At 74.1% G+C, this 20226-nt stretch carries 18 protein-coding genes and 1 riboswitch; of the genes, 11 read left to right on the forward strand and 7 right to left on the reverse strand.

Annotation, left to right across the window (positions count from 1 at the left end):
* Positions 1 to 63 precede the first annotated feature (63 nt).
* The gene (locus ML5_RS13655; RefSeq protein WP_013288861.1) at positions 64 to 510 is read left to right on the forward strand and encodes a DoxX family protein; all 447 of its coding nucleotides are present in this window, start codon (positions 64 to 66) and stop codon (positions 508 to 510) included.
* Positions 511 to 565: 55 nt separating this feature from the next.
* On the opposite strand, the gene ML5_RS13660 is transcribed toward ML5_RS13655, so the two are convergent.
* Positions 566 to 1219 carry a DUF4232 domain-containing protein gene (locus ML5_RS13660; RefSeq protein ID WP_143766936.1) on the reverse strand — a complete coding sequence of 218 codons (654 nt, stop codon included), beginning with the start codon at positions 1217 to 1219 and terminating at the stop codon, positions 566 to 568.
* A 170-nt stretch (positions 1220 to 1389) separates the two neighbouring features.
* A riboswitch (SAM riboswitch) is annotated at positions 1390 to 1522 on the forward strand.
* Positions 1523 to 1534: 12 nt separating this feature from the next.
* On the opposite strand from ML5_RS13660, the gene thrC reads away from it, so the two are divergent.
* The 3 genes from thrC (at position 1535) to paaN (ending at position 5953) form a co-directional block, all read left to right on the forward strand.
* Positions 1535 to 2824 carry a threonine synthase gene (thrC, locus tag ML5_RS13665; RefSeq protein ID WP_013288859.1) on the forward strand — a complete coding sequence of 430 codons (1290 nt, stop codon included), beginning with the start codon at positions 1535 to 1537 and terminating at the stop codon, positions 2822 to 2824.
* Between the two features lie 383 nt (positions 2825 to 3207).
* Entirely contained in the window at positions 3208 to 4227 is a 1020-nt protein-coding gene (locus tag ML5_RS13670; protein ID WP_013475084.1) for a GNAT family N-acetyltransferase, read from the forward strand.
* Between the two features lie 52 nt (positions 4228 to 4279).
* Positions 4280 to 5953 carry a phenylacetic acid degradation protein PaaN gene (gene paaN / locus ML5_RS13675; RefSeq protein WP_176921714.1) on the forward strand — a complete coding sequence of 558 codons (1674 nt, stop codon included), beginning with the start codon at positions 4280 to 4282 and terminating at the stop codon, positions 5951 to 5953.
* Positions 5954 to 6016: 63 nt separating this feature from the next.
* Here paaN and ML5_RS13680 read toward each other — a convergent pair whose 3' ends face one another.
* Complete coding sequence (locus ML5_RS13680; protein WP_013288856.1) at positions 6017 to 6532, reverse strand: GNAT family N-acetyltransferase; 516 nt, start codon at positions 6530 to 6532, stop codon at positions 6017 to 6019.
* A 218-nt stretch (positions 6533 to 6750) separates the two neighbouring features.
* Here ML5_RS13680 and ML5_RS13685 point away from each other — a divergent pair, with 218 nt between their 5' ends.
* The 3 genes from ML5_RS13685 to groL all read left to right on the forward strand — a co-directional run bounded on the left by ML5_RS13685 (position 6751) and on the right by groL (position 10344).
* Complete coding sequence (locus ML5_RS13685; protein WP_013288855.1) at positions 6751 to 6954, forward strand: cold-shock protein; 204 nt, start codon at positions 6751 to 6753, stop codon at positions 6952 to 6954.
* Positions 6955 to 7064: 110 nt separating this feature from the next.
* The gene (locus ML5_RS13690; protein WP_013475086.1) at positions 7065 to 8447 is read left to right on the forward strand and encodes a hypothetical protein; all 1383 of its coding nucleotides are present in this window, start codon (positions 7065 to 7067) and stop codon (positions 8445 to 8447) included.
* 274 nt (positions 8448 to 8721) lie between these two features.
* Positions 8722 to 10344, forward strand: coding sequence for a chaperonin GroEL (gene groL / locus ML5_RS13695; protein ID WP_013288853.1), 1623 nt, complete (start codon positions 8722 to 8724; stop codon positions 10342 to 10344).
* A 72-nt stretch (positions 10345 to 10416) separates the two neighbouring features.
* On the opposite strand, the gene ML5_RS13700 is transcribed toward groL, so the two are convergent.
* From ML5_RS13700 to ML5_RS13710, 3 genes are all read right to left on the reverse strand, one after another.
* A complete protein-coding gene (locus ML5_RS13700) occupies positions 10417 to 10659 on the reverse strand; it encodes a hypothetical protein (protein ID WP_013475087.1) in 243 nt (80 codons plus the stop codon).
* Between the two features lie 70 nt (positions 10660 to 10729).
* Positions 10730 to 11656: a GNAT family N-acetyltransferase gene (locus ML5_RS13705; RefSeq protein WP_013288851.1), complete on the reverse strand. Its 927-nt coding sequence runs from the start codon at positions 11654 to 11656 to the stop codon at positions 10730 to 10732.
* A 43-nt stretch (positions 11657 to 11699) separates the two neighbouring features.
* On the reverse strand, positions 11700 to 14105 hold the full coding sequence (locus ML5_RS13710) for a S8 family serine peptidase (RefSeq protein ID WP_013475088.1): 2406 nt from the start codon (positions 14103 to 14105) through the stop codon (positions 11700 to 11702).
* Positions 14106 to 14173: 68 nt separating this feature from the next.
* On the opposite strand from ML5_RS13710, the gene ML5_RS13715 reads away from it, so the two are divergent.
* Entirely contained in the window at positions 14174 to 15991 is a 1818-nt protein-coding gene (locus ML5_RS13715; protein ID WP_030272120.1) for a glycerol-3-phosphate dehydrogenase/oxidase, read from the forward strand.
* Between the two features lie 66 nt (positions 15992 to 16057).
* Complete coding sequence (locus tag ML5_RS13720) at positions 16058 to 16561, forward strand: hypothetical protein (RefSeq protein WP_013475090.1); 504 nt, start codon at positions 16058 to 16060, stop codon at positions 16559 to 16561.
* On the opposite strand, the gene ML5_RS13725 is transcribed toward ML5_RS13720, so the two are convergent.
* Entirely contained in the window at positions 16558 to 17958 is a 1401-nt protein-coding gene (locus ML5_RS13725) for an FAD-binding oxidoreductase (protein ID WP_013475091.1), read from the reverse strand. The two genes, ML5_RS13720 and ML5_RS13725, sit on opposite strands and share 4 nt — an antisense overlap.
* Before the next feature lie 33 nt (positions 17959 to 17991).
* On the opposite strand from ML5_RS13725, the gene ML5_RS13730 reads away from it, so the two are divergent.
* A complete protein-coding gene (locus tag ML5_RS13730; protein WP_013475092.1) occupies positions 17992 to 18324 on the forward strand; it encodes a DUF4031 domain-containing protein in 333 nt (110 codons plus the stop codon).
* Here ML5_RS13730 and ML5_RS13735 read toward each other — a convergent pair.
* The gene (locus ML5_RS13735) at positions 18250 to 18885 is read right to left on the reverse strand and encodes a metal-dependent phosphohydrolase (protein ID WP_013475093.1); all 636 of its coding nucleotides are present in this window, start codon (positions 18883 to 18885) and stop codon (positions 18250 to 18252) included. The genes ML5_RS13730 and ML5_RS13735 overlap by 75 nt on opposite strands.
* Positions 18886 to 18954: 69 nt before the next feature.
* Between ML5_RS13735 and ML5_RS13740 the strand changes: the two genes are divergently transcribed.
* Positions 18955 to 20208 carry an aromatic acid exporter family protein gene (locus tag ML5_RS13740; RefSeq protein WP_013475094.1) on the forward strand — a complete coding sequence of 418 codons (1254 nt, stop codon included), beginning with the start codon at positions 18955 to 18957 and terminating at the stop codon, positions 20206 to 20208.
* Positions 20209 to 20226 lie beyond the last annotated feature (18 nt).

Here is a 20226-nt window from a genome sequence, read left to right on the forward strand (position 1 = left end):
TAACATCAATCAATACTCCCGCCATCCTGGACGGCGTCCGGCACCCGTACCAGGAGGTTCCCTATGATCCCGGCGCAGCTGAAAGACCCCGTGCTGTCCCTGTTCCGCATCGTCACCGGCCTGCTCTTCCTCTGCCACGGCGCCGCCTCGATCTTCGGCCTGTTCGGCGGCAACCCGGCCACCGGCGGTGCCGTCCCGTTCGCCACCTGGCCCAGCTGGTGGGCGGCGCTGATCCAGCTCGTGTGCGGCGCGCTGGTCCTCGTCGGCCTGTTCACCCGGCCGGCCGCGCTGCTCGCCTCCGGCTCGATGGCGTACGCGTACTTCGTGGTGCACCAGCCGCACCACCTGATGCCGATGCAGAACGGCGGCGAGCTGGCCGCGCTCTTCTGCTGGTCGTTCCTGCTGGTCGCGGTGCTCGGCCCGGGAAACTGGGCGCTCGACGCGCTGCTGGCCCGCCGCCGGTCCACCGCGACCGAGCCCGCCGCCGCGCCGGCCTCGGTCCCGGTCTGAGCGTTCGCACCGAACCAGATCCCGGTCGGGGTGCTCCCGTGCCGGGCTCTGGTTCCTAGAGCGGATTGACCGGCGGAGTCGTGGGCGAGGGCGGGGCGGCCGGCGTGGGCGTGTCGGCCGGGCCGGGCTTGCGGCGCTCCCACGCACTGACGCCCAGCCGGCCGGTGTTGCCGAGGTCGATCGGCCCGTCCAGGGCGACCGGGTGCGCCGGCCGGCCGGCCACCGGCGCGACGTCGAGTCCGGTGCCGTTCGTCGCCGGCACCGTCGCGTCGGTGACCAGGTTCCGCCAGATCAGCGCCGCGCCGGCCCGCTCGCCGGGGGCCAGCACGATCCGGGTGGGCGGGTGGTCGAAGCCGGAGGTGATCGGCTTGGCGCCCGGGATGATCCGCACCTCGATCGGGTCGCCGTCGGCGTCCCGGAGCGCGACCGCCGGATAGCCGCGCAGCTCGTACGGCCGGTCGCCGCAGTTGAGCAGGTCCAGGCCCATCGCCCGCAGCCCCATCGCGGCGCTCACCCCCAGCTCGGTGATCGCGATGCCCTCCGGGGAGCAGGTGGCGGCGGGCGTCGGCTCGGCCGTGGGGGCACCCGGCCGCGGCGGCGCCGTGGGCACCGGATCGGACAGTCCTTCCGCGGGCCCCTGCGCCGGGGCGCAGGCTGCCATCAGCGTCAAGCCGGTGAGGGCGCCGATCAGGCGCGCCGATCTCCGCATCGAGTGATCATGCCACTCGGCCGCGCTCGGCGAGGACCGCATCGAGCAGGCCCGGGTAGCCCGCTGTGGTGGAGCCGGTCGCGGTGGTCGGACGCCGAGCCGGCCCACAGCGTGGGATCCCGAGGTGGCGCGGCCGTGAGCAGCGCCTAGACTCGGCGGCACAACTGAATACCTCATCCAGAGGGGCTGAGGGATACGGCCCGACGACGCCCCGGCAACCACCCGCACGCTCGACGACGAGCGACAGCGGGCAGGTGCCAATTCCGTCCCCGCCGCACCCGGCGATGCGGGGAAAGATGAGAGGAACTCCTCGACATGACGTCGACGCTTCCCGTCGCCACCGGTATCGACACCACCCTCAGCCCGGCCCGCGCCCTGGTCTGCCGTGCCTGTTCGGCGCGGTACCCGCTCGCCGCGCAGCACGCCTGCTACGAGTGTTTCGGGCCGCTGGAGGTCGACTACGACACCGCCGCGCTCGCCACCGTCACCCGTGAGCAGATCGAGGCCGGTCCGGACAACATCTGGCGGTACGCGGCGCTGCTGCCGGCCGGTCAGGACCCGGCCACCCGGGTCACGCTCGACCCGGGGCTGACCCCGCTCGTCGCCGCCCCGCACCTCGCGGCCGAACTGGGGCTCACCGCGCCGCTCTGGGTCAAGGACGACAGCGCGAACCCCACCCACTCGTTCAAGGACCGGGTCGTCTCGGTGGCGCTCACCGCGGCCCGCGCGCTCGGCTTCGCCCGCTACGCCTGCGCCTCCACCGGCAACCTCGCCAACTCCGTCGCCGCGCACGCGGCCCGGGCCGGCGTGCCGTCGATCGTCTTCATCCCCGGCGACCTGGAGCAGGGCAAGGTCGTCACCACCGCTGTGTACGGCGGCGACCTGGTCGCCATCGACGGCTCGTACGACGACGTGAACCGGCTCTGCGGCGAGCTGGTGGAGACCGACGAGTTCGAGGACACCGCGTTCGTCAACGTGAACGTCCGGCCCTACTACGCGGAGGGCTCCAAGACGCTCGGCTACGAGGTGGCCGAGCAGCTCGGCTGGCGGATCCCGGCCCAGGTGGTCATCCCGATGGCCAGCGGCGAGCTGCTCACCAAGATCGACAAGGCGTTCGCCGAGCTGGTCGAGATCGGGCTGGTCGAGGCGCCGGCCGGTGGCTGGAAGGTGTTCGGCGCGCAGTCGGCCGGCTGCAACCCGATCGCCACCGCGCTGCACGGCGACACCGACACGATCGTGCCGGTCAAGCCGGCCGGCATCGCCAAGTCGCTGAACATCGGCGACCCGGCGGCCGGGCTGTACGCGCTGGAGGCGGTGCGGCGTACCGGCGGCTGGATGGACTACGCCGACGACGACGAGATCCGCGCGGGCATCCGGCTGCTCGCCCGTACCACAGGGGTGTTCGCCGAGACGGCCGGCGGCGTGACGGTCGCGGTGCTGCGCAAGCTGGTCGAGTCGGGCCGGCTCGACCCGGCCGCCGAGACGGTGGTGTTCAACACCGGCGAGGGCCTGAAGACGCTCGACGCGGTGGCCACCCAGGTCGGCCCCACCCACCGCATCAAGCCCAGCCTCCGCGCCGCCCGCGACGCCGGCCTCCTGGCCTGACCCCTCCGGTCCTCCGCCACCTGCGCGGTGATCAAGGAGTATGTGTCGCCGGCCGGGCCGTTTCGTGACACGAACTCCTTGATCACCGCCGTCGGCGGGGGTGGCCGGGTGGGGGAGGTGGGGCTCGCCCGGGTGGGGGATCGGGTGAGACCGGTGGGTAACCGGTGATGTGCGGTGAGTGCCAGAAAACCGCCCTCAAGGACTTGACGGCAGGAACCGGACGGCGCAAGATGCTTCGTGCGGGAGGGCATCCGCCGGAGACTTTTCAAGTTCTTGCGACCCAACGCCGGAGGCGTTGTGCGGACGTCCCTCCCGACCAACGTCCGAAGAGGCCAGCGGAAAACCGCTGGCCTCTTCGCTGTGTCCGGCGCACCCTCGGTGGCATGACGCTCACGGTGACGCCGCTGGATCCGACCGACCGGCAGACGCTCGACGCGGTCTACCGGATCGCCTGCGGCGCGCAGGCCGTCGACGAGCCGGACCTGCCCGACCTCTGCCGGCTGCGGTTCGAGGCGCCGCTGCGGCACCCGATGCCCGGCATCGACACGCGCTGGCTGGTGGCCCGGTTGGACGGGCAGCCCGTCGGCTGGCTCCGGCTCTACCTGCACACGATCGACAACACCGAGAACGCGAGCGTCGAGCTGACCGTGGACCCGGCGTACCGGCGGCAGGGCATCGGGCGCACGCTGCACGACCACGGTGTCCGGCTGCTGCGGGAGCACGGCGGCAAACGACTGGTCGGCGCTACCGTCGCCGCGCTGCCCGACGAGGAGGGGCGGGTCTTCCCCGGTGCCGCGTTCGCCGCCGCCGTGGGCGCCAAGCCGGCGCTGGCCGACGTCCGCCGCCGCCTCGACGTGGCCGGGCTCGACCGTGACCGGCTCGCCGCGCTGCTGGCCGACGCGCGCGCCGCGGCGACCGGCTACCGGCCGGTGCGGTGGCGCGACCACACGCCCGAGGAGTACGTCGCGGACGTCGCCTACCTGGAGGGCCGGCTGCTGCTCGACGCGCCGATGGGCGAGCTGGACTGGGAGCCGGAGCAGATGGACGCCGCGCGGGTGTGGGACGCGGAGCGGGCACTGGACGCCCGGGGCGTACGCCGGTACAACACCGGCGCGGTGCACGAGGCGACCGGCCGCCTGGTCGGGTGGACCCAGCTCAGCCTGGACGCGAGCAGCACCGACCACGCCTGGCAGCAGATCACCCTCGTCGACCCCGGCCACCGCGGCCACCGGCTGGGCCTGCTCTGCAAGGCCGGGAACCTGGAGTACGCGCTGGCGCACGAACCGGCGTTGCGGGCCGTCGACACCTGGAACGCGGCCGTGAACCGCCACATGATCGCGATCAACGAGCAACTCGGGTTCCGCCCCGCCGCCGGTTCGGTCGACTGGCAGTTGACGATCTGAGTTGTGACACGCCCCTACTGATCTGGTGCCTTTCTGTTGCATGATGGCGGGCATGACGGAGACCCCGCACCCCCTGTACGACAGGCACCGCGAGACCCTCGACCGGGCGCTGACCGCCATCGCGGAGCGCGGGTACTGGTCGGCCTATCCCGAGTCGCCCAGCCCCCGGGTGTACGGCGAGACCGCCGCCGCCGACGGCAAGGCCGCCTTCGAGGCGTACCTGGGCGGGGACTTCCCGCTCGACCAGGCCGGTGACGGCACCACGGTGGCCACCGAGGCCAGCCCGTTCGGGGTGGCGCTGGACGTGCGCTACCCGCACGCGGGCGCCGACCAGCTGGTGTCCGCCGCGAGCGCCGCGCTGCCCGCCTGGCGCGACGCGGGCCCGCAGGCCCGGGCCGGTGTCTGCCTGGAGATCCTGGACCGGCTGCACCGCAACGTGTTCGAGCTGGCCAACGCGGTGCAGTTCACCAGCGGCCAGGCGTTCGTGATGGCGTTCCAGGCCGGTGGCGCGCACGCACTGGACCGCGCGCTGGAGGCGGTCGCCTACGCGTACGCCGAGATGACCCGCCACCCGGGGACCGCCGGCTGGGAGAAGGCCGCGGGCAAGGGCGACCCGCTGCGGATGACCAAGACGTTCCACGTGGTGCCGCGCGGGGTCGCGCTGGTCATCGGCTGCAACACGTTCCCGACCTGGAACTCGTACCCCGGTCTGTTCGCCTCGCTCGCCACCGGCAACCCGGTGGTGGTGAAGCCGCACCCGCGCGCGGTGCTGCCGCTGGCGATCACCGTCAGGTACGCCCGCCAGGTGCTCGCCGAGGCCGGCTTCGACCCGAACCTGGTGCAGCTCGCCCCCGAGACCGACGGCGAGAAGCTCGCCACCACGCTGGCCCTGCACCCGGCCGTGAAGATCGTCGACTTCACCGGCTCCACCGAGTACGGCGACTGGCTGGAGGCGAACGCCCGGCAGGCCGCCGTCTACACCGAGAAGGCCGGCCTGAACACGGTGGTGATCGACTCCACCGACGACTTCGCCGGGCTCTGCCGCAACCTCGGCTTCACGCTGACGCTGTACAGCGGCCAGATGTGCACCACCTCGCAGAACCTGCTGATCCCGCGGGACGGCATCGAGACCGACCAGGGTCACAAGAGCTTCGACGAGGTGGCGGCCGGGATCGCCGGCGCGGTCGCCAAGCTGACCGCCGACCCGGCCCGGGGCGTCGAGCTGACCGGCGCGATCGTCAACGACGGCGTGCTGGAGCGGCTGGAGGAGGTCACCAAGGTCGGCGAGCCGGTGCTGGAGTCGCGCACCGTCGAGCACCCGTCCTTCCCCGGCGCGGTGGTGCGTACGCCGACTGTGGTGAAGCTCGACGCGTCCGACACCGCCACCTACTCGCGGGAGTGGTTCGGGCCGATCTCGTTCGCCATCGCCACCGACTCCACCGAGCACAGCCTGCGCATCCTGCGCGAAACGGTGGGGGAGAAGGGCGCGCTGACCGCGGGCGTCTACTCCACGAACGAGGCGGTGCTGGACGCGGCCGAGGCGGCGGCGATCGACGCCGGGGTGCACCTGTCCTGCAACCTGACCGGCGGGGTGTTCGTCAACCAGTCGGCGGCGTTCTCCGACTTCCACGGCTCGGGCGCGAACGCGGCGGCCAACTCGGCGCTGACCGACGGCGCGTACGTGGCCAACCGGTTCCGCATCGTGCAGAGCCGCCGGCACGTCTGAAAGGAGGGGCCCCTTCTTAACGCCTCCGGTAGAGGAGGGGCCCCTTATTAACGCCGCGCCGGCTCAGGCCGGACGGCGCATCTGCAGCTCGTGCAGGCCGGCGATCCGGGGGTGCGGCACGCGTACGCCGGTGTCCACGAAGCCCAGCTTCTGATAGGCCCGGTAGGCGCGGTCGTTGCCGACCACCACCTCCATCATCAGCTCGGGCCGTCCGCAGGCGCGCGACCAGGCCGCCACCTCGTCGACGAGCGCCGCCAGCAGGCCGCTGCCCCGTCGGGCCGGCGTCACGTAGACCGCGTAGACGAGCGTCAGGCCCGGCTCGTCCGGCGCGGCGATGCCGCCGGCGTGGCCGACCAGACGGCCGCCCGGGTCGGCCACGAACTGCGCGGTGTGGTCGCCCCGGGAGACGGCCGCGACCCGGGCCGCGAACTCCGCGTGCGGCCGGGCGGCGGCCTCGGCCACCGTCTCCAGGAAGGCCAGCGGGGAGTCGGCCAGCATCTCCAGCCGGAGCGCCCGCATCCGGCCGGCGTCCTCCGGCCGGACCCGGCGGACGGTGGTCGTGGTGCTCACGCTGGTCATGCCGCATGCATACCGGACGGCCCGCAGCGGGTGTGCGACAGGCCCGGGTACGCCCCGGAATATGCCCGATTTGTGGTCGTGCGCCGTCGTCACGCCTCGTGTAGCGTGCGATTTCGGTCACCGAATTCAGCGTCGCCGATCGCTGGACCGGTGCGCCACCGGTGCCGGTCCGCCGGTTTCCGGGTGTTGGAACGCCGCGCAGAGTGAGGAAGTGCACCGTGGCACAGGGCACCGTGAAGTGGTTCAACGCCGAAAAGGGCTACGGCTTCATCGCCGTCGACGGCGGGCAGGACGTCTTCGTCCACTTCTCCGCGATCGAGATGGACGGCTACAAGGCGCTCGACGACGGCCAGCGCGTCGAGTTCGAGATCGCGCAGGGGCAGAAGGGTCCGCAGGCCGAGCGGGTCCGCGTCATCGCCTGACCTGCGGCGGGCGGTGCTCCCGCGACCGGACCCCGGCCCGGGGGCTGCGTTGCGGCCGACCACCATGGAAGATCATGAGCCGTTCCAGCCGTAGTCGCTGAGGAGGGCCCATGTCCGATCTGCCCCCGTCGGGTTTCACCGAGCCGGCGGCGTCCGGCCCTCCGGCCGACCCGACCGCGCCCCCGCCGCCCGCCGCCGAGCCGGCACCGGGACCGTCGGGGACCACCGGAGGGGCCACGCCCGCCTCCGGCGCGTCCGGCGCCGACCCGTGGGCCGGTCACACCGGCCCCGTGCCGATCGTCCCGGCCGAGCCGGGGTACGACACCCCGCAGCCCGGCGCCCCGTTCCCGGCCACCCCGCCCGGATGGACCGCGCCGGATGACACCTCACCCGGCCACACCTCGCAGGGCTGGACCGTGCCGCCGGGCACTCCTCCGCAGGGCTGGAACGCGCCGGGCACTCCTCCGCAGGGCTGGAACGCGCCGGGCACTCCTCCGCACGGTTGGAACGCGCCGCCGGGCACCCCGCCGCCGGGATGGGGTGGTCCGGCGTACCCGGGCTATCCGATGCCCGGTGCGGCCTACCCGGTCCCCGGTGCGGCGTACCCGGTGCCGGCCGGTCCCGGGGCGTACGCCGGCTGGTTCCCGGGCATCGACCCGCAGGATCCGCTCGTCAACCCGCCGCACGCGGGCATCGGTCCCTGGTTCGCCCGCTGTACCGCCGCGCTGCGGCGCGGCTGGCGGCAACTGCTGCCCATCGTGCTGCTCACCCAGGTCGTCCCGGCGGCGGTGATCGGCGTCCTCACGCTCGTCTTCAGCCCCGAGGGCGAGATGGCGACCGCCCCGGACGGTGCGCCGGTGCTGCCGGCCGGCTTCTGGGGGCAGATGTTCGCCTTCTACGGCGTGCTCCTGTCCGCCGGGCTGGTCTTCGGCCTGCTCCAGGCGGCGGGCTGGGCCGCCGGCACCTGGGTGGTCGCCCGCCAGGCGGCCGGCGAACCGACCGGACTCGGCGCCGCCTTCCGGTACGGGCTGCGCCGTGCCCTCGGCCTGTGGGGCTGGACGCTCCTGGTCTCGCTGCTGGTCATGATCGGCAGTTGCTTCTGCCTGCTGCCCGGCCTCTACGCCGCGTTCGCGCTGGCCCTGTTCGGTCCGGTCTACCTGTTCGAGCGGCGGGAGCCGATCGGGCGGGCGTGGCGGATGTTCCACAGCCGGTTCGGCATGGTGCTGGGCCGGGTCGCGCTGGTGATGGCTGTCCTCCTCGCGGCGACGGTGCTGGACGCGGTCGTGGGCGGGATCAGCGGGGCGGTGTTCGGCGTCGAGCCGATGAAGGCCGTCGGCACCGCGATCGGCGCCGTGGCGCTCGCCGTGTTCGGCGCCCTGCTGGCTGCCCCGGCGTACCTGGCGCAGCAGGTCGGGCTGGTCGTCACGTACGCCGAACAGCGGGCTCAGGAAGGCCCGGTGAACGCGGCCCGGCTGGCGGCGGAACTCGGCTGAGCGGGGCTGTCGTGCTTGCACTCGGCTAGGGAGAGTGCTAAACAAGTCATTGGCACTCGCGTACGGTGAGTGCCAGAAGGTCGGGGCGGTAGGGCCACGGCCGCGCCGGTGTCCGAAGGGACGCCGGAGCGGTACGAGGCCGGTCGTCGCGGGCTGTCCGGCCCGACCGAGGAGACGTCGTCGTCGCCAGGTGGCGACGTCCCCAAGGTGCGTACACCAGACGGCCCATCCGGGCATCCGGGTGGCCCGTGAGTGTCCAGGAGGACAACGCCGTATGGCCAAGATGATCGCGTTCGACGAAGAGGCGCGCCGCGGCCTCGAGCGGGGCATGAACCAGCTCGCCGACGCCGTGAAGGTGACCCTCGGCCCCAAGGGCCGCAACGTCGTGCTCGAGAAGAAGTGGGGTGCCCCCACCATCACCAACGATGGTGTGAGCATCGCCAAGGAGATCGAGCTCGAGGACCCGTACGAGAAGATCGGCGCCGAGCTGGTCAAGGAGGTCGCGAAGAAGACCGACGACGTCGCCGGTGACGGCACGACGACGGCGACCGTCCTGGCCCAGGCCCTGGTCCGTGAGGGTCTGCGCAACGTGGCCGCCGGCGCCAACCCGATGGCCCTGAAGCGGGGCATCGAGGCCGCCGTGGCCAGCGTCTCGGAGGAGCTGCTCAAGCTCGCCAAGGACGTGGAGACCAAGGAGCAGATCGCCTCCACCGCCTCCATCTCCGCCGCCGACCCCAGCGTCGGCGAGATCATCGCCGAGGCGATGGACAAGGTGGGCAAGGAAGGTGTCATCACCGTCGAGGAGAGCAACACCTTCGGCCTGGAGCTCGAGCTCACCGAGGGCATGCGCTTCGACAAGGGCTACATCTCCGCCTACTTCATGACCGACCCGGAGCGTATGGAGGCCGTCTTCGACGACCCGTACATCCTGATCGTCAACAGCAAGATCTCGTCGGTGAAGGACCTGCTCCCGATCCTGGAGAAGGTCATGCAGTCGGGCAAGCCGCTGCTGATCATCGCCGAGGACCTGGAGGGCGAGGCCCTCGCCACCCTGGTGGTCAACAAGGTCCGTGGCACCTTCAAGTCGGTCGCCGTCAAGGCGCCGGGCTTCGGTGACCGCCGCAAGGCCATGCTGACCGACATCGCCATCCTCACCGGTGGCCAGGTCATCAGCGAGGAGGTCGGCCTCAAGCTGGACGCGACCGGCCTCGAGATGCTGGGCCGCGCCCGCAAGGTCGTGGTGACCAAGGACGAGACCACCATCGTCGACGGTGCCGGCGACGCCGAGCAGATCCAGGGCCGGGTGAACCAGATCCGGGCCGAGATCGACAAGAGCGACTCCGACTACGACCGGGAGAAGCTGCAGGAGCGTCTGGCCAAGCTGGCCGGCGGTGTTGCGGTGATCAAGGTCGGCGCGGCCACCGAGGTCGAGCTGAAGGAGCGCAAGCACCGCATCGAGGACGCCGTCCGCAACGCGAAGGCCGCCGTCGAGGAGGGCATCGTCCCGGGTGGTGGCGTCGCGCTGGTGCAGGCCGGCAAGACCGCCTTCGACAAGCTGGACCTGGCCGGCGACGAGGCGACCGGCGCGCAGATCGTCAAGATCGCGCTGGACGCCCCGCTGCGGCAGATCGCCGTCAACGCCGGTATGGAGGGTGGCGTCGTCGTCGAGCGGGTCCGCAACCTCGACCCGGGTCACGGCCTCAACGCCGCGACCGGCGAGTACGTGGACCTGCTGGCCGCGGGCATCATCGACCCGGCCAAGGTGACGCGTTCCGCGCTGCAGAACGCCGCCTCGATCGCCGCGCTGTTCCTCACCACCGAGGCCGTCGTGGCGGACAAGCCGGAGAAGACCCCGGCCGCCCCGGCGGGCCCGGGTGGCGGGGAGATGGACTTCTGAGTCCAGCTCCACCCAGTACGCCGAAAGGGGGCGGGCCGCGTCAGCGGTCCGCCCCCTTTCCGCGTATCCGGCTCAGGTGGGCAGCGGGCGCTGGTTGCGCCGCTTGTGCGCCCTGTCGTACGGCGGTGGCGGCCGCCTCGGCTCGTCCACCGGCTGCCGTGGCTCCTCCACCGGTGGTGCGTCTGCGCCGGTCAGCTCGGCGAGCTGCTCGGCGTCGCCGACGTCGAGCCGGTCGAACGGGAGCTGGCCGGGAAGCTCGTCGGCCGGGCGCCGGGCCGCCGCCGGATCCTCGGCCCGTTCGTCATTCGTGGTCATGCACCGCCTCCTCTGCTCCGACCGTAGAGCCCGGTCGATGGCGAAGGAGGCTGAATGGCACTATTGACGTCTATGCCCCTTTGATGGCTTTCCGGTAGAGGAAGAACACCCGCTCGATCCGGGCGCCCGCCGCGTTCGAGTAGAACGGCACCGGCCCCACCCAGCCGATCTGCGCCGCGGTGATCCCGGCCGCCGCCTGGTCGCGCAGGCACCGGCGCAGCAGCACGCCGCCGATCCCGGAGCCCTCCGCCGCCGGTGCGGTGCCCATCGGCCCGAACCAGCTAGGCCGCGCCGAACCGTACGCGGCGAACCCGAGGATCTCGCCGTCCCGCTCGGCCAGGTGCACACCCGCGTCCGGCCGCCCCACCGAACCGGCCAGCTCACCGTCCCAGGCGCCGCCGAACGTGGACCTGGCGAACGCGGCGAGCGCCGGCAGGTCGTCGGAGGCGGCACGGCGTACCGTCACGCCCCGCCCGGCCAGCCGCTGCTCGGCGGCCTCGGTGGGCCGCAGCGCCGCCGACCCCTCGGACAGTTCGGCGGTCATGTTCCAGGCGGTACGGTCCTGCCGGTAGCCGAGCCGCTGCGCGGCGCAGACCGCCGGGGTGTAGCGCACGTCGACGCCCGGCCAGGCGTAGTGCGGCGGGTTGCCGGCGAGCAGCACCTCGGCCGCGCCGAGCGCGCCGAGCCGGCTCTCCGCCTCGGTCAGCAGCGCCCCGCCCACGCCCTGGCGGCGCTCAGTGGGCGCGACAGCGACCAGGTCGACGTGGCCGAGGCGCGGATCGGCCGCCGACAGCGACCCGACGAGTACGCCGACCAGCGCGCCGTCGCGTACCGCACCGAGGCGCAGCACCGGACGGTCGGCTGCGGCCCGCTCCGCCACGGTGACCACCACGGCTGACGCCTCGGCCGCGTCCTCCGGCAGATCGAACGACAGCCGGCACAGCTCGACCACCTCGGGCAGCCGGTCCCGGCCCAGCTCGATGATCTCCACGTCCATGGACGCCGACCCTAGGGCATCGGCAGACCAATGGACAGGGTTGTTAACCGGTCGCCACCGACCGGGCCGCGCGGACCGCCGCGTACGCGTCCACGAGCCCGGCGCCGGAGACGTCCTGCGGTCCACCGCAGGCGTCGGCGGGCTGGGTGACCGGCTGCGCGGTGTCGCGCAGGATCGCCCTGGTCCGCTCCAGGTCTCCGACCAGCGCCGGGTTCGCCGACCACATCAGCGCCACCACGCCCGCGACCTGTGGCGTGGCCATCGAGGTGCCGTCCAGGGTGGCGTACCCGCCGCCCGGCATCGCGGACAGCACCGCGGCGCCCGGGGCGACCAGGTCCGGCTTGGCCCGACCGTCCGGCGCCGGACCGCGGCTGGAGAACTCGGTGACGCGCCGCTGCCGGTCCACCGCCCCGACGGTCAGCACGTCCGGGTACGGCGCGGGCGCATCGTTGATCGAGCCGCACGACGGGCCGGTGTTCCCGGCCGCGGCCACCACCAGGATGCCGGCCGCGGTCAGCGCGGCGGTCGCCGGTCGCAGCGCCCCCGGGTCGCACCCCTCCACCGGCGGGCAGCCCCACGAGTTGGTGAGCACGTCCGGGGCGCGTGAGGGACGGCCGTCGGTGAGCGGGTTCCCGCCCTCGGGGAACGGTGCCAGCATGAACTGGAGGCAGTCGAGGTAGCGGGCCGGGCTGCCCATGTTGCGCTCCAGGTTGACGCAGCCGACCCAGCTCGCACCCGGCGCCACGCCGATCCCGTCCCGGCCCACCGCACTGCCCAGCGTGTGCGTCCCGTGGCCACCCCGGTCGGCCGGGGCGCGGCGGCCCTCCCACGGGTCGTACCACGAGTCGTCGCCGCCCCGGAAGCCGCCCGCGAGCGCCGGGTGCCGGCCGTCCACCCCGGAGTCGGAGCTGCCGACCACCACGCCGGACCCGGTGACGCCCAGGTCCGACCAGACCCGGTCCGCGCCGATCAGCGAGACGTTCCAGGCCGGGCCGGCCGGCGCCGGGGCGTCGCCGCGCGCCTGCGGGGCGAGCGCGGGCAGCGGGCGCAGGCGCTGGCTCACCAGCACCCGGGCCACCTCGGGACGACTCGACAGCCAGGCCCGCACCGCCGGCCCGCCGTCCGTCTCGATCGCGTTCACCAGGTAGTACGGCGTCGGGTTCAGCCGCATCCCGGCCAGCGTGCGGCGCAGGTCGCCCTGCGTGCGGTCGGCTGTGGCCACCAGCCGCCGGTAGACCTCGGTCGCCCGGACGTCCCGTCCGGCCCGGCCCGGCGTCCCGGCCGGCAGACCGGTCAGATCGGCCTGCTCGCGCAGCACCACGAGCAGCCGCTCGCCGTACAGTCCGGGCCGGCCGGGGACCACGTACACCACGGCGACGGCGGCGAGCAGCGCGGCGGCGACCAGCGCGGCCGGACCGCGCCGGGGCGCGCGGGCGCGGGACCGGGCGAGCAGCACGCCGTACCCGACTGCGAGCAGGACCGCGACGGCGAACGCCACGCCGGTGCCCACCGCGACCCAGAACGGCGCGTCGCGGGTGGCGGACAGCAGGAGGCTGATCTCCTCCGGGTCGGTGAACGCGAGCGGCCCCAGCAGGGCGAGCCCGACCAGCCGGCGCACCGGCGCGGGCCCGGCCGGACGGCCCGCGTGGCGGGCCGCCGCCTCCAGCGCGGCCAGCACGAAGCCGAGCGGCGGCAGCAGCACCAGCGCCGGCAACTGCACGCCCGACTGCCCGGCACCGGCCGCGAGCGGCGTCAACGCGACCCCCGCGACCAGACCGCCGACGAGCACCACCCGGACCGGACCCGGCCCGAACGCGGCCCAGAAACCGGCGCCGAGCAGTGCCCCGGCGAGCGCGCCCAGCGCGGCGGCGGCCAGGCCGGCCAGCAACGTCTCCAGCGCTCCGCCGAGCGCGCCCACCCAGGCCCAGGGCAGGAGTACGGCCAGCCCGGCCGCGATCGCCAGCAGCGACACCGACCCGAACCGGCCCTCCGGGGCCGCGTCCACGACGACCGGTGGCCGGACGCGGCCGAGACGGACGGCGACGAGCGCGAGCGCCGCGGCGGTCACCGCGAGCGCGGCCAGGTACGCCTCGTGGTGCACCGGCGGCACCGTCCGCAGCAGCGTGGTCGCGCCGAGCGCGACCACGGCGGCGGTCCAGGCCCGGCCGGTCGCCCGCAGCGCGGGGGAGCGGGGCGCGAGCGCCAGCGCCAGCGCCGGGGCGCCGGCCAGCAGCACCGTGGCCACCGCGACCACCGGCCAGGCCGCCACCGGCCGGTCCGCGCCGATGACCAGCGCCACCTGGTCGACCAGCCAGCCGGTGATCTGGCCCGGCACGGTGACCAGCACGATCCACACCCCGGTCGCCACCGCCGCCACGACCGGCCACGGACCGGTCTCGCGCGGTGGCGGCGGTACGGGGGCGAGCGGCGGACCGGTCAGCATGGTCATCACGGTACGGCCGGGCCGTGTCGCCGCGCGCCCGGGACGGTTACCGTTGACTGGTGCGTGACCCGAGTGTGTCCCGATCCACGGCCGGCCGGCTGTCCGCCGAGCGCCGCGCCGACGACCTGCGCCGCCTCCGGGCCGAGCGGTTCGACGTGCTGGTCATCGGCGGTGGCGTCACCGGAGCGGGCGCCGCGCTCGACGCCGCCTCCCGAGGGCTGAAGGTCGCCCTGGTGGAGGCGCGCGACTACGCCGCCGGCACGTCCAGCCGGTCCAGCAAGCTGATCCACGGCGGCCTGCGCTACCTGGAGCAGCTGGAGTTCCACCTGGTCCACGAGGCGCTGACCGAGCGCGGTCTGCTCGCCACCCGGCTCGCGCCGCACCTGGTCCGGCCGGTGCCGATCCTGGTGCCGCTGCCCGCCGAGGGCGGCGCGGGCGACCTGCCCCGGCGGTTCTTCCGCCGCTCCTACTACGGCCTCGGCGTGGCCGCGTACGACGCGTTCGCCGGGATCTTCGGCGGCGGTCGCGGCATGCCGCTGCACCGGCACCTCACCCGCGAGGGCACCCGCCGGATCTTCCCCAGCCTCCGGCCGGACAAGCTGGCCGGCGCGATCCGCTACTACGACGGCCAGGTCGACGACGCCCGCCTGGTGGTGACGCTGGCGCGTACCGCGGCGAGCCTCGGCGCGACTGTGGTGACGAGCGCCCGCGCGGTCGGCCTGACCCGGCAGGCCCGGGAGGTCACCGGCGTGCGGGTCCGCGACCTGGAGGCGCCCGCCGGTTCGCCGGACGCCGAGTTCGAGGTACGCGCCCGCACCGTGATCGCCGCCACCGGCGTGTGGAGCGACGACATGTCGCGGATGCTCAACGACGTCGGGCTGCGCCCGAAGCTGCGGGTCCGGGCCTCCAAGGGGGTGCACCTCGTGGTGCCCCGCTCGGCGATCGTCGGCGAGACCGGCCTGATCCTGCGTACCGCGACGAGCGTGCTGTTCGTCATCCCCTGGGGCGGGCACTGGATCATCGGCACCACCGACACGGACTGGCAACTCGACAGGTCCCACCCGGCCGCGACCGCCAGCGACATCGACTACCTGCTGTCGCAGGTCAACATGGTGCTGGACCGGCCGCTGACCACCGCCGACATCGAGGGCGTCTACGCCGGGCTGCGCCCGCTGCTGGCCGGCGAGGCGGACTCCACCTCCAAGCTGTCCCGCGAGCACGCCGTGGTGGAGCCGATGCTCGGCCTGCTGCTGGTCGCGGGCGGGAAATACACCACCTACCGGGTGATGGCCTCCGACGTGGTCGACCGCGCGATGCACCGGCTCGGCCGGACCCGCTCCTCGCGTACCGCCGACCTGCCGCTGCTCGGCGCCGACGGGTACGCCGCCATGTGGCGGGACCGGGCCGACCTGGCCCGCCGGCACGGGGTGGCGGTCGGCGTGGTCGAGCACCTGCTGGAGCGCTACGGCAGCCTCACGCTGGAACTGCTCGCCCTGGTCGACGCCGATCCGCTGCTCGGCTCGCCGCTCGCGGGCGCGCCGGAATACCTGGCCGCCGAGGTGACGTACGCCGCCCGCGCCGAGGGCGCGCTGCACCTGGAGGACGTGCTCACCCGGCGTACCCGGATCTCGATCGAGACCAGCCACCGCGGCCTGGAGTCGGCGGAGCACGCCGCGGAGCTGATGGGTGCGGTGCTCGGCTGGGACGCGGCGACCCGGGACCGGGAGGTCGCCCACTACCGGGCGCGGGTGCTGGCCGAGCGGGAGTCGCAGCTCATGCCGGACGACATCGCTGCCGACGCGGCCCGCCTCGGCGCGCCCGACGTCCGCGGATTCGAGGCCGACCGGGGGACCGACGGTCCGGGCGTTGAACTTCCGGCCTCCCCCAGGTAGGGGATCCCCGACCCGGGCCGCTCGGCCGGTAGTGCGCGCTACCTACGGAAGTGTAGGTTTCCCCGCGTGGTTCGCCCATCCTGGTCGCGCGTCCCCGCTCTGTCCGCCGTCGTCCTGCTGGCGGCCGCTCTGACCGGCTGCTCCTTCGGACGGGCCGAGGGCGCCACCGCACCCGGGGCGGCGGGCACGGCCAGCCCGACACCGGACGGCAGACGCGTCTCCCTGGTGCAGCGGCTCGGCGACGGCCCGGTCCGCAACCTCGACGTGGACCCGTCCGGCCGCTGGCAGTGCCGCGACTGCGCCGGTGACGGCGTGGACGCCACCGGCACGCTGAGCCCGGAGCAGACCACGCGGCTCCAGCGGATGCTCGCGGACCCGGCGATCGCGAAGGAGACCGACCAGGCCCGCAGCTACAAGCAGGGCTGCATCGGCGTGCTGACCTCGACGCTGCTCGTGCCGCCGGACCTGACAGTCACCATCCAGGACTGCCCGGGCGAGCCGAAGCCGAAGGTGGCCTACGACGTGCTGCTGCTCGTCACCCAGGCCACGCCGGCCGAGGACAAGGGCTAGAAGACCTTGCCGGGGTTGAGCAGGCCGGCCGGGTCCAGCGCCGCCTTGATCGCCTGGTGCACGCGTACGCCCACCGGCCCGATCTCGCGGGCCAGCCAGTCCCGCTTGAGCAGCCCGACGCCGTGCTCCCCGGTGCAGGTGCCGCCCAGTTCCAGCCCCAGCCGCATGATCTCGTCGAAGGCCCGCCGTCCCCGGGCCAGGCTCGCCGGATCGGCCCGGTCGACCACGATGTTCGGGTGCATGTTGCCGTCGCCCGCGTGACCGACCACCCCGATCGGCACCCGGCACGCCTCGGCGATCCGGGCCACCCCGTCGAGCAGCTCCGCCAGCCGGCCGCGCGGCACCGCCACGTCGTCGATGACCAGGCCGCCGTTGCCGCCCGGGAACGTCTCGGCGGCGAACCGCTCCATCGCCGGGTGGGCCAGCCGCCGCGCCTGGAGCAGGGCCGCCGCCTCGGCCGCGTCGGTGGCCGCGTAGACCTCGTCGGCGCCGGCCGCCGTACACACCTCGGCGAGCCGGGCCAGGTCGTCGGCGGCCCGCGCGCCGGTGTCCACCGCCGCGAGCAGCAGCGCCTCGGCATCGGTGCGCAGACCCATCGGCCGGTACGCCTCGATAGCCCGCAGATGCGTCCGGTCCAGCAGTTCCAGCAGGCTCGGCGTGAGCCCGCGCTCGGCGATCCCGGCGACCGCACCGCCTGCCGTCGCCACCGTGGGGAAGACCGCGACCAGGGTCAGTGACTCCTCCGGGGCCGGACGCAACGCCACAGTCACCTCGGTGATCACGCCGAGCGTGCCCTCCGAACCCACGAACAGGCGGGTCAGGTCGTACCCGGCGACCCCCTTGGCGGTCCGCCGCCCGGTGCGCAGCACTTCGCCGGAGGCGAGCACCACCTCCAGGCCCAGCACGTACTCGCTGGTCACGCCGTACTTCACGCAGCACATGCCACCGGCGTTCGTGGCCACGTTGCCGCCGATCGTGGACGACTCCCACGAGCCGGGGTCCGGCGGATACCAGAGGCCGCGCTCCCGTACCGCGCGGGCCAGCGCCGCGTTCACCACGCCCGGCTGCACCACGGCGATCCGCCCGACCGGGTCGATCTCCCGCACCGCGTCCATCGCCACGGTGCTCACCACCACCGCGCCGTCGACCGCGTTCGCCGCGCCGGCCAGCCCGGTCCGCGCACCCTGCGGCACCACGGGTACGCCGTGCCGCCCGGCCGCGCGGACCACCGCCACCACCTCGTCGGTGTCGCGGGGACGCACCACCGCCAGCGGGGTGCCCGAGTCGCACAGGTCGGCCTCGTCGCGCTCGTGCCCGGCCAGCAGATCCGGGTCGGTCAGCACGGCGGCGTCACCGAGCGCGGCCCGCAGGTCGTCGAGGAGGGGATGGGCGGCCATGCCGGGAAGGCTACCGGCGTACCGTCTGTTGCCGTGCTCTACCTGGACCCGCCCGCCGTGCCCTGGCGCGGCCGGCTCTGGTCGCACCTGATCAGCGACGTCTCCTACGCCGAGCTGCACGCGTTCGCCGAGATGCTCGGCGCGCCCCGGCGCGGCTTCGACCGCGACCACTACGACGTGCCCGCCGAGCGGTTCCGGGCGGCGGTCTGGCTGGGCGCCACGGTCGTGCCCTCGCGGGAGATCGTCCGGCTGCTGCGGGACGCCGGTCTGCGCCGCCCCAAGCACCGCGTCTCAGGTGAGCGCGGCCAGCTCCCGGGACAGGTTGGCCCGGGCCCGGTCCTCCCAGCGGGCGTGCGGCTCGGGTAGGCGGTACAGCGCCGGCAGGTCGAGCAGGTGCCGCAGCACCGCGGCCCGGCCGGTGCGGAAGTCCGGTTCGGGGACGTGCGCGTACTCGGCGCGGATCGCCGCGGCGTACCTGTCGTAGCGCTCCGTCGGGGCGGCGAGCACCGCCAGGTCCGCGTCGCACAGCAGCGCGCCGTCCGGGTCGTCCGGCCCGGCCGCGTGGCCGGCGGTGAGCAGCACCAGGCGGCGTACCCCGGTCACCGTCGCGGCCGGGAGGCCGGCGGCGGCCAGCAGCTCGACGGCCAGGTCGGCGCTGGCACGCTCGTTGGCGTCGCCCGCCGCGCGCGGGTCGTAGACCGCGTCGTGGCACCACGCCGCCAGCCGGACCAGGTCCGCGTCGCGGGCCAGACCGGCGTACGCGTCGACCACGTCGAGCACCGCCCGCAGGTGCGCCTCGTCGTGGTAGCGCCGGTGCGGCTCCCGCCAGCCCGCCAGCAGCCGGGCACCGGCCCGGTCGGCAGCCGCCGGATCGGTCGCGCCCGCCGCCCGTGCCGTGTCCCGCCAGCGTGCCGTCAGGTCGTCCATCGGGTGCAGTCTGCCCCACTCCGGCCCGGTCGGAGGGATTCAGCCGGAGCGGTACGGGTAGTACCGGCCATGGCCCGGGACGGACGACTGCAGTTCCTGCGTCGTGGCAAGCTGCGCGAAGGGCTGGCGGACCGGGACGGGCAGCGGATCGCCTCGGCGATGGAGGAGTTGCGGCACCGGGGCAAGGCGACGCTGCACGACCGGCTGCACCGGGTCCGTACCGCGTTCGGTCTCGCCGTACAGGCCGGCCTCGCCGCCGGCCTGGCCTACCTGGTCGCGCACCGGCTGCTGAAGAACCCCCAGCCGGTCTTCGCACCGATCTCCGCGGTGGGCACGCTCGCCGCCTCGGTCGGGCAGCGGTTCCGGCGTACGGTCGAGCTGATTGTCGGCGTGGCGGTCGGCGTGCTCGTCGGCGACGCGCTCATCTACTTCGTCGGCACCGGCGCGTGGCAGCTCGCGCTCGTGGTGACCTCGGCGATCCTGCTGAGCATCTTCGCCGGGGCGAGCGTCGCCATCGTGATCCAGGCCGCGGCCACCGCGGTGCTGATCGTGACGCTCAGCCCGTCCACCGAGAACCTGGAGTTCCCCCGCTTCATCGACGCGTTACTCGGTGGCGGCATCGCGCTGCTGGTCACTGCCATCCTGCTGCCGCTCAACCCGCTCCGGGTGATCAACCGGGCCGCCCGGCCCGCGCTGGACCTGCTCGCCGACCAGCTCGACGCCTGCGCCGACGCGGTGCGCAACCGGGACCGGGACGCGGCCCAGCAGGCGCTGTTCCGGCTGCGGGAGAACAAGGAGGAGCTGGCCGCGCTCTCCGAGGCGATCGAGGGCGCGAAGGAGACCAGCACGCTGTCCCCGGCCCGCTGGCACCGGCGCAGCGAGCTGACCCACTACGCGGAGGCGGCCGACCCGATCGACCGGGCCATGCGCAACACCGGCACGCTGATCCGCCGCGCCGTCACCATGATCGAGGACGACGAACCGGCCCCCGAGCCGATGCCGGACGCGATCGGTCACCTGGCCGAGTCGGTGCGCCTGCTCCGCCAGGAGTTCGCCGCCGGGCAGGAGCCGCAGGAGGCCCGCGAGCGGTCGCTGCGCGCGGTGAGCGAGGCCGGGCGGGCGTACGCCGAGGGGGTCGGCTTCTCCGGCAGCGTGGTGATCGCCCAGGTGCGTACCACGGCGAGCGACCTGATGGTGGCCTCCGGGATCGAACAGGAGGAGGCGAACCGGCTGGTCCGGCAGGCGTTCGGCGAGAACCGCCAGGGCGAACCCGCAGCCCGGAACCCCGCCGCTCATCCCCCCACAGCCCCACCCGTCGGCTGACCCCCGCCCGGTCGCGCT

Source organism: Micromonospora sp. L5, assembly GCF_000177655.2.
Classification (GTDB): domain Bacteria; phylum Actinomycetota; class Actinomycetes; order Mycobacteriales; family Micromonosporaceae; genus Micromonospora; species Micromonospora aurantiaca.